Raw genomic sequence first — 7,177 nt, forward strand, 5'->3', positions numbered from 1 at the left:
TGGAAAATTCCTGGACTTTTTCCCTGAAAATTAGGTAATTGACCCCCTCAAAATCGCTAAAACCCTACACCCTACACCCTACACCCCACACCCTGCCCCCAGGAAAAACTTTTTGCCGCAAACCCTATTTATCACTCAATTTTGTTGACGGTTTCAGGATTATCGAAACCGAGGTAATTTTTGTCAAGTTAGATACCTCTTGCTCTTGATCTTATCGATCTGGTTGACTAAAAAGGGGCGGCCTGTGCTGGGACTGATAAGTTTTACAGTGCTGGGGATAATAATCCCTCGATTGTTCGGGGTTTCTAGCCAAATTTCCCCTGAGAATCCCCGTCTTTTGCAAGCGGGGAAATGTCAACTCATCAATCTTGGGACTCTATCAATCAATTTTCCTGGCCGAAGCAGCATTAACTATAAACTTTCTAAAACCTCTTTAGCGGCGGCCAAAGTCCGTTCGATATCGGCCTCTGTGTGAGCTAAAGAAGTAAAACCAGCTTCAAACTGGGAAGGAGCTAGATAAACGCCTCTTTCCAACATTCCCCGGTGAAAACGACCGAATTTAGCCACATCGGCCTTTTTGGCCTCTTCATAGTTATGCACGGGGGTGCCAGTGAAAAACATCCCGAACATGGCACTGATATGACCTCCAAAAACTCTATGACCAGCATCTCTGGCCACTTTCAGCAGCCCTTCAGTTAAGGATTTGGTCACTTTATCGAGATATTCGTAGGTGCCGGGGCGCTGGAGTAACTCTAGGGTTTTAATTCCTGCTGTCATGGCCAAAGGGTTGCCGGATAAGGTTCCCGCTTGGTACATCGGGCCGGCCGGAGCCACCATCGCCATAATATCGGCCCGACCGCCGTAGGCCCCCACCGGCAGCCCACCGCCGATAACTTTGCCGAGGGTGGTTAAATCGGGGGTGATGCCGAATTTTTCCTGAGCGCCACCGTAGGCGATGCGGAATCCGGTCATTACCTCATCAAACATTAATAGGGACCCGTATTCCTTGGTTAATTCCCGCAATCCTTCTAAAAAGCCAGCATCCGGCACGATAAAGCCGGCATTACCCACCACTGGCTCTAAAATCACCCCGGCGATCGAGTCGGGATTCTCGACAAAGAGGGCTTTGACCGCTTCCAGGTCATTGTAGGGGGCGGTTAAAGTGTTGTTAGTGGTGGTTTTGGGAACCCCCGGCGAGTCGGGTAGGCCCAGGGTCGCTACACCAGAGCCGGCTTTAACGAGGAACATATCGGCGTGACCGTGGTAACAGCCCTCGAATTTGATGATTTTATCCCGGCCGGTAAAAGCCCGCATTAAGCGCAGGACGGACATACAGGCTTCGGTGCCAGAATTGACAAAACGCACCATTTCAATGCTGGGAACGGCATCAATCACCATTTCAGCGAGAATATTTTCCTGAACACAGGGAGCGCCGAAACTGGTCCCTTTGTCTAGGGACTCGTGTAGGGCGGCAATCACTTCGGGATGGGCATGACCACAGATAGCCGGCCCCCAAGTTCCCACATAGTCGATGTATTCGTTACCGTCCACGTCGCGAATATAGGCCCCTTTGACGCTTTCAAAAACGATGGGTTGACCACCGACGGATTTAAAGGCCCGCACGGGGGAACTTACACCCCCCGGCATTAATTTTTGAGCGGCTGTAAAGATTTCTTTCGATTTTGTTGTTTGATACGAAGATGTGCTAACCAATCCTGTCTCCTTGTCTACTTGAGTCTATCGGTTCTGGGAAAGCCCCAGAGCTTTGTTTTGTTAACTTCCTGCTGCTTGTTCCATTTTAAAGATCACTGGCCTACATTTGACGCAATTTTTCCCTAGGAAAAGCGCTGGTCGGCTCAAGTCTCGCTATTCTTGACTTGTAGCTTGATGGTTAACAGCTGATGTAATTGGCTGAGAAAGGGCAAAAATTTCACTGTTGACAATTTTTCCACAATCTTTTCAGAATTGCAGTAAAAACCTAGCAATGGGCGAAGTTATTGCTATTGATAGATTTTAGCCCGGAAAGAGCGATCGAAAAAAGCTCTGGTTTTCCACAGATTTTCCACAGGGGAATTCTTGCTATTATTTTTTAGCGTACAAAAAAACTATTCCTGCTATGAAATTTACCAGTAGTCAAAGCGAACTCAACAGCAATTTATCCCTAGTTAGTCGGGCCGTTGCCAGTCGTCCTACCCATCCGGTGTTGGGAAATGTTCTCTTTTGTGCCGATGAGGAAAAGGGCGAAATTAGCCTGACTGCTTTTGATTTGAGTTTAGGGATTCGCACCAGTTTTCGGGCCGAGGTGGTGGAAGGGGGCAAAATTACCCTGCCGGCAAAATTGCTTAACGATATTGTCTCTCGTTTGGGAGAGGGGGAAATCACCATCTCTGTGGAAGAAAACGAGAATGATGAGGAGCATAGTCTCGCTTTCCTGAAAACTGCCTCGGCACAGTTCCAAATTCGCGGCATGAAGGCCGATGAGTTCCCAGAATTGCCCACGGTGGCCGATGGGGAAATTGTTAATTTACCTATAGTTGCCTTGACAGAGGGACTAAAAGGTGCATTGTTTGCCGCTAGTGGCGATGAAACTAAACAGGTGTTGACGGGGGTACATTTAACTAAAACCGTCGATTGTCTAGAATTTGCCGCTACAGACGGTCATCGTTTAGCGGTGGTACAAACTCCCCTAGAGGAGGTAGAAAGTGCCTCTGGTGGCTTTAATGTCACCATTCCGGCCCGGGCCTTGCGAGAATTGGAAAGAATGATGGCAACAAAACAAAATATCGAGACTATTACTCTGCACGTGGATGATTCTCAAGTCATCTTTGAAATGGGGGAACAGAGGTTAACCAGTCGTAAGTTAGAAGGGGCCTATCCCACTTATAATCAGTTAATTCCTAAATCCTTCGAGCGCTCTTTGGTTTTAGACCGCAAACAATTAATCCGTTGTTTGGAATTAGTGGCGGTTTTATCGGACCAAAAGAATAATTTAGTCAAGTTTAGCCTCGATAGCGAAAATGACCGTTTATCCCTAGCGGTGGAATCTCCCGATTTAGGTAGCGCCAAAGAGTCCATGGCGGCGGAAATTCAGGGAGAAAGTGGCGATATTGCCTTTAATGTTAAATATTTGATGGACGGTTTGAAGGCTTTACCCAATAATGATATCCAAATGCAGTTAAATGCTAGTACCCAACCGGTTATTTTTACCCCCTTGGGAGGTTTAAAGATGACCTATTTGGTGATGCCGGTACAAATTCGTCAGTAATTCTGACTTAATCGAGACCGTGGGATGTGTTTTTAACCTATCCCAAGGACTGGATTGTAAGTAGCTGGTTATAATTAAATTGAAGATAGATTTTGGGTTCGATCCCCCCTTAATCCCCCCTTGATAAGGGGGGTGTCGATCCCCCCTTAATCCCCCCTTGATAAGGGGGGTGTCGATCCCCCCTTAATCCCCCCTTGATAAGGGGGGTGTCTGATAGTTTTTAACGCCTAACTACTTATTAACTCAATCCTATTTTCTCGCCAAAGGATTGGGTTTATTCTCTCTATTTTGGCGATATACTGTTGATAATTGAACAACTTCACGGATTGAATGGATATCTTATACTAAATCCGGTTATTAAAGACTGATTATTCATTCCCCCTTTTGCATGAGTGCCTCTTGCATGAGTGCCTGTCCTGATATGTAGCCTATACTGAACGGATTTAGTATTAATAGGCGATCGCTAACAAGAAGTCCTCCCTACCGATGGACTGGGTTTTACCTCAATCTGCTTAAACCGAACTCAGTTTAATTTAGGCTTTTCTGCCGAAAACAAAAGATAATCATCAAACGCCATAAACCAACCCCGATTTCTTGACCAAGCTTCAAGTCCAGGGTTATCTTTCTGGAGATCGATAACTAAATCATGCTTACTAATTCCTTGGCTAATCTGGGCAAAATAATGAACCATTGCCGGCCAAACATATTCACTAATAGATAAAGCTTGGATATTAACAAATCCATGCTTTTTGAGTTTTTCTACATAAGTATGTCGGTCGTATTGATTAGCAAAGGGAATACACATTTTCTTACTATTAACCCGCAGCCAGAAGTTAATTTCTCGACCCACTCTAGGCAAACAATCCGCTATAGCCAACCTTCCACCGGGCTGCAAAACTCGAAAAGCTTCCGCAAAAAAATCCTCACGAGTGTCAAAATGAAAAGCACATTCTAAAGCGGTCAACTTATCAAAAGAATTCTCAGGAAAAGGTATTTGAGTAGCCGAGCCTACTTGAAGTTTTATCCTGTCCGATAACCCTGCTTTAGCTACTCTTTCTTGAGCAATTTCTACTTGTAACTCGGTTGTATTTAGACCGATAATTGAGCCAACATTGTTTTCTCTTACCCAGAGTAAATCCTGTTCAGCAAAACCGAAACCCACATCCAAAAGGTGATCTCCGGCTTTAAGTTCGGCTACTTCGGCTAATTTACGCGCTAAAGCGGCACAAGCTCCGTTATAAGTTGTTTCTTCTTGCCAATAACCAAAATTAAGCCATTGGGGAAAATTAGGATCATGAAGATGAGGATCGCGTTTCGCTATATTAGTATACAGTTCAGAAACTTGAAACTGATCTTGCAAAAACGCCATTTCTCGAGCTGGATTAAGGATAAATTGTTTGATGGTTGCCCAGCGATTACGCCATTCATCTTTGAGGGGAATTTTGCCGATGTTTTCCAAATTATTATCCTCCTAAGGATTTTGCAGAAATATTGCCATTTTTAATTAACCGAATCCCTGAGATTCTCTAGATGCTTTAAAAAAGATTCCACACCTCTGGATTAATCATATAAGGAGGCTTCTCTCCCTGAAGCACTTGTAATATTTGATTCGCCGCCGAAACAGCAGCCGCTAGACTCGCTTCAGGGGTTACTCCGGCTAAATGAGGTGAGAGAATGACATTCTCAAAATTATATAAAGGATTATCTAAAGCCGGCGGTTCTGGTTCAAAGACATCGAGGGCGCATCCAGCTATCAATTTTTGATTAAGGGCGATCCCTAAATCCTTTTCACAAACGACTTTTCCCCGGGAGGTATTAATTAAAAAAGCTGTTGGTTTCATCTTTTTAAAAACTGATATATTAAACATTTCCCGCGTTTCACTTGTTAGTTCAGTATGCAAAGAAACAAAATCCGATTCAGCCAGAAGAACATCTAAATCTTTGACCCAAGTTGCTCCTACTGTCTCCGCTTTGCTGGCTGGAACATAGGGATCATAAGCTAATACTCTCATCCCCAGTGCTAGGTTACATTTGTGAGCCACCAGAGTACCAATTCTTCCTAAACCTACAATACCAAGGGTCTTGTTTTCGAGTTGAATCGGTTGCATCTGATTGCGAATTAAATAGTTACCCTTTTTCACACAATGATCTAAAAAAGGGAGCTTTTTGGCAAGGGCTAAAATCATAGATAAGGTGTGTTCTGCTACAGCTGTAGTTGACATTCCGGGATTATTAACAACGATAACCCCCTGTTCTGTTGCTGCCATAATATCAATAGAATCTGTGCCAAATCCAGAGGTACTAATTACTTTTAAGTGTTTTGCTAATCGGATTGATGAAGCCTCTAACTTATTAGGATAACGCACAAATACGCCAGATACTTCTTGAATGGCCTCATTAATTTTATCCAGTGTAGGGTTGGACAAAATCTCTGTATTAGTAGATTCTTCAAGAAGTTTTTGCCCCGCTTCATCATACATTTTTCCGATTAAAAGAACCCTGTGTTTTTGAATATCCATAGTCAGAGTTTTTGGTGAAGTAGTAGTCATCGTAATTTTTCCTAAATTGAGGTTTAGCAATGAAACAGTTACAGAGCTTTTGAGGCTCGATAATCATCTATGGAAACAAGTCGCCAACTAGAATCCTCTAAAAGTTCTAAGACCCATTGATGATACTTAAATAAACTTTCTCGATGACCTACGCTAATAAAAGTTGTCTGTGCTTTTTGTAACTGGTGATATAAGGTTTGTTCGTTGTTCAAATCTAAAGCACTTGTGGCTTCATCTAAGATTACATAGCGGGGATGGGTTACTAACAATCGTGCAAAAGCAAGGCGTTGTTGTTCTCCTAAAGATAATATATTTTCCCAAGGAACTTCCGCATCAAAGCCATGAACTTTTGTGGCTATATTTTGAAGATTAACTTGTTGTAAAACCGATTCAAGTTCTCCATCGGTCATTTCACGGGTTGTTTTAGGATAAAGTAACTGTTCTCTTAGAGTTCCTAAAATAATATAAGGACGTTGAGGTAAAAAGAGAAATTCTTCTAAGGGAGGTCGTTTTAAACAACCAGTTCCTGCATTCCATAAGCCAGCAATAGCTCTTAATAGAGAACTTTTACCTCGTCCACTCGGTCCGACAATTAATAAACCTTCGCCTGGTTCGATAGATAGGGATAAATGTTGAACAATTACCTTTTCATAATCCGGTGTTTGTAAAGTAACATCCTCAAACTCGATCTCATTTTGTTCAAGGGTTTTAATGGTACTAGCATCCTTGGGTTGTCGGTCCATTTCTTCTAAGGCCGAGGAAAATTCAGATAGACGCTCAACATAACTGGAAAATCTGCCCAAAGAACCAAATTCAAGGATTAACTCAGAAAAACCATTAGCAAACATACTGCAAGCAATAATAGCCTGATTAACTTGTCCGAAATCAATTTCCCCCCGAATATAGGCCGGAGCGAAGACGACAAAGGGAAATATTTGAATAACTGAGCGATAACTTCGACTAAAAATGTCTTGATTTTTCTCCCAATCAATCTTACTGAGAGAATTTCTGACGAGATTATTAAATCGACGTTGAATGATTTTCAACTCTTGATTTTCGCCTTGAAAAAAGGCAATAGATTCAGCATGATTACGAACATGAGTTAAAGTGTAGGTGTAATTAGCTTTGGATTCCAATTCTTCTTGACTAATCTTATCTAATTCTCGACTTAAAGAAACAGCAATTAGGTTGCCGATAATTGTATAAGCCACTAAAATCAAGGCGGCTAGTCGGGAAATTGAGAAAAGAATTACTAAAAAAGTCGTCATTTCTAAGACTTTTTCTAATAAAATAGCTCCAAAATTAACAGCATTTCTAGCAATGGGTTCTATTTCTTGGGCTATCCTTTGATCCGGATTATCCA

5 protein-coding genes are annotated in these 7,177 nt (G+C 42.7%); 1 reads left to right on the plus strand and 4 read right to left on the minus strand.

Annotated features, from left to right (window positions below; translation table 11 throughout):
- Window positions 1-411 precede the first annotated feature (411 nt).
- Window positions 412-1,713: a glutamate-1-semialdehyde 2,1-aminomutase gene (hemL, locus tag PX636_RS00730; RefSeq protein WP_002797064.1), complete on the minus strand. Its 1,302-nt coding sequence runs from the start codon at window positions 1,711-1,713 to the stop codon at window positions 412-414.
- Between the two features lie 403 nt (window positions 1,714-2,116).
- Between hemL and dnaN the strand changes: the two genes are divergently transcribed.
- Window positions 2,117-3,265: a DNA polymerase III subunit beta gene (gene dnaN, locus PX636_RS00735; protein ID WP_002739977.1), complete on the plus strand. Its 1,149-nt coding sequence runs from the start codon at window positions 2,117-2,119 to the stop codon at window positions 3,263-3,265.
- Window positions 3,266-3,788: 523 nt separating this feature from the next.
- On the opposite strand, the gene PX636_RS00740 is transcribed toward dnaN, so the two are convergent.
- The 3 genes from PX636_RS00740 to PX636_RS00750 form a co-directional block, all read right to left on the minus strand.
- Window positions 3,789-4,724, minus strand: a complete 936-nt coding sequence (locus PX636_RS00740) for a class I SAM-dependent methyltransferase (RefSeq protein WP_287170163.1) — start codon at window positions 4,722-4,724, stop codon at window positions 3,789-3,791.
- A 76-nt stretch (window positions 4,725-4,800) separates the two neighbouring features.
- Window positions 4,801-5,814 (minus strand): hydroxyacid dehydrogenase, encoded by a 1,014-nt coding sequence (locus PX636_RS00745; protein ID WP_288115903.1) that lies wholly within the window; start codon window positions 5,812-5,814, stop codon window positions 4,801-4,803.
- 38 nt (window positions 5,815-5,852) lie between these two features.
- The coding region (locus tag PX636_RS00750) for an ABC transporter ATP-binding protein/permease (RefSeq protein WP_288115904.1) at window positions 5,853-7,177 on the minus strand (1,325 nt) is incomplete at its 5' end.

This window comes from Microcystis sp. M53598_WE2 (genome assembly GCF_030067735.1).
Classification (GTDB): Bacteria; Cyanobacteriota; Cyanobacteriia; order Cyanobacteriales; family Microcystaceae; genus Microcystis; species Microcystis aeruginosa.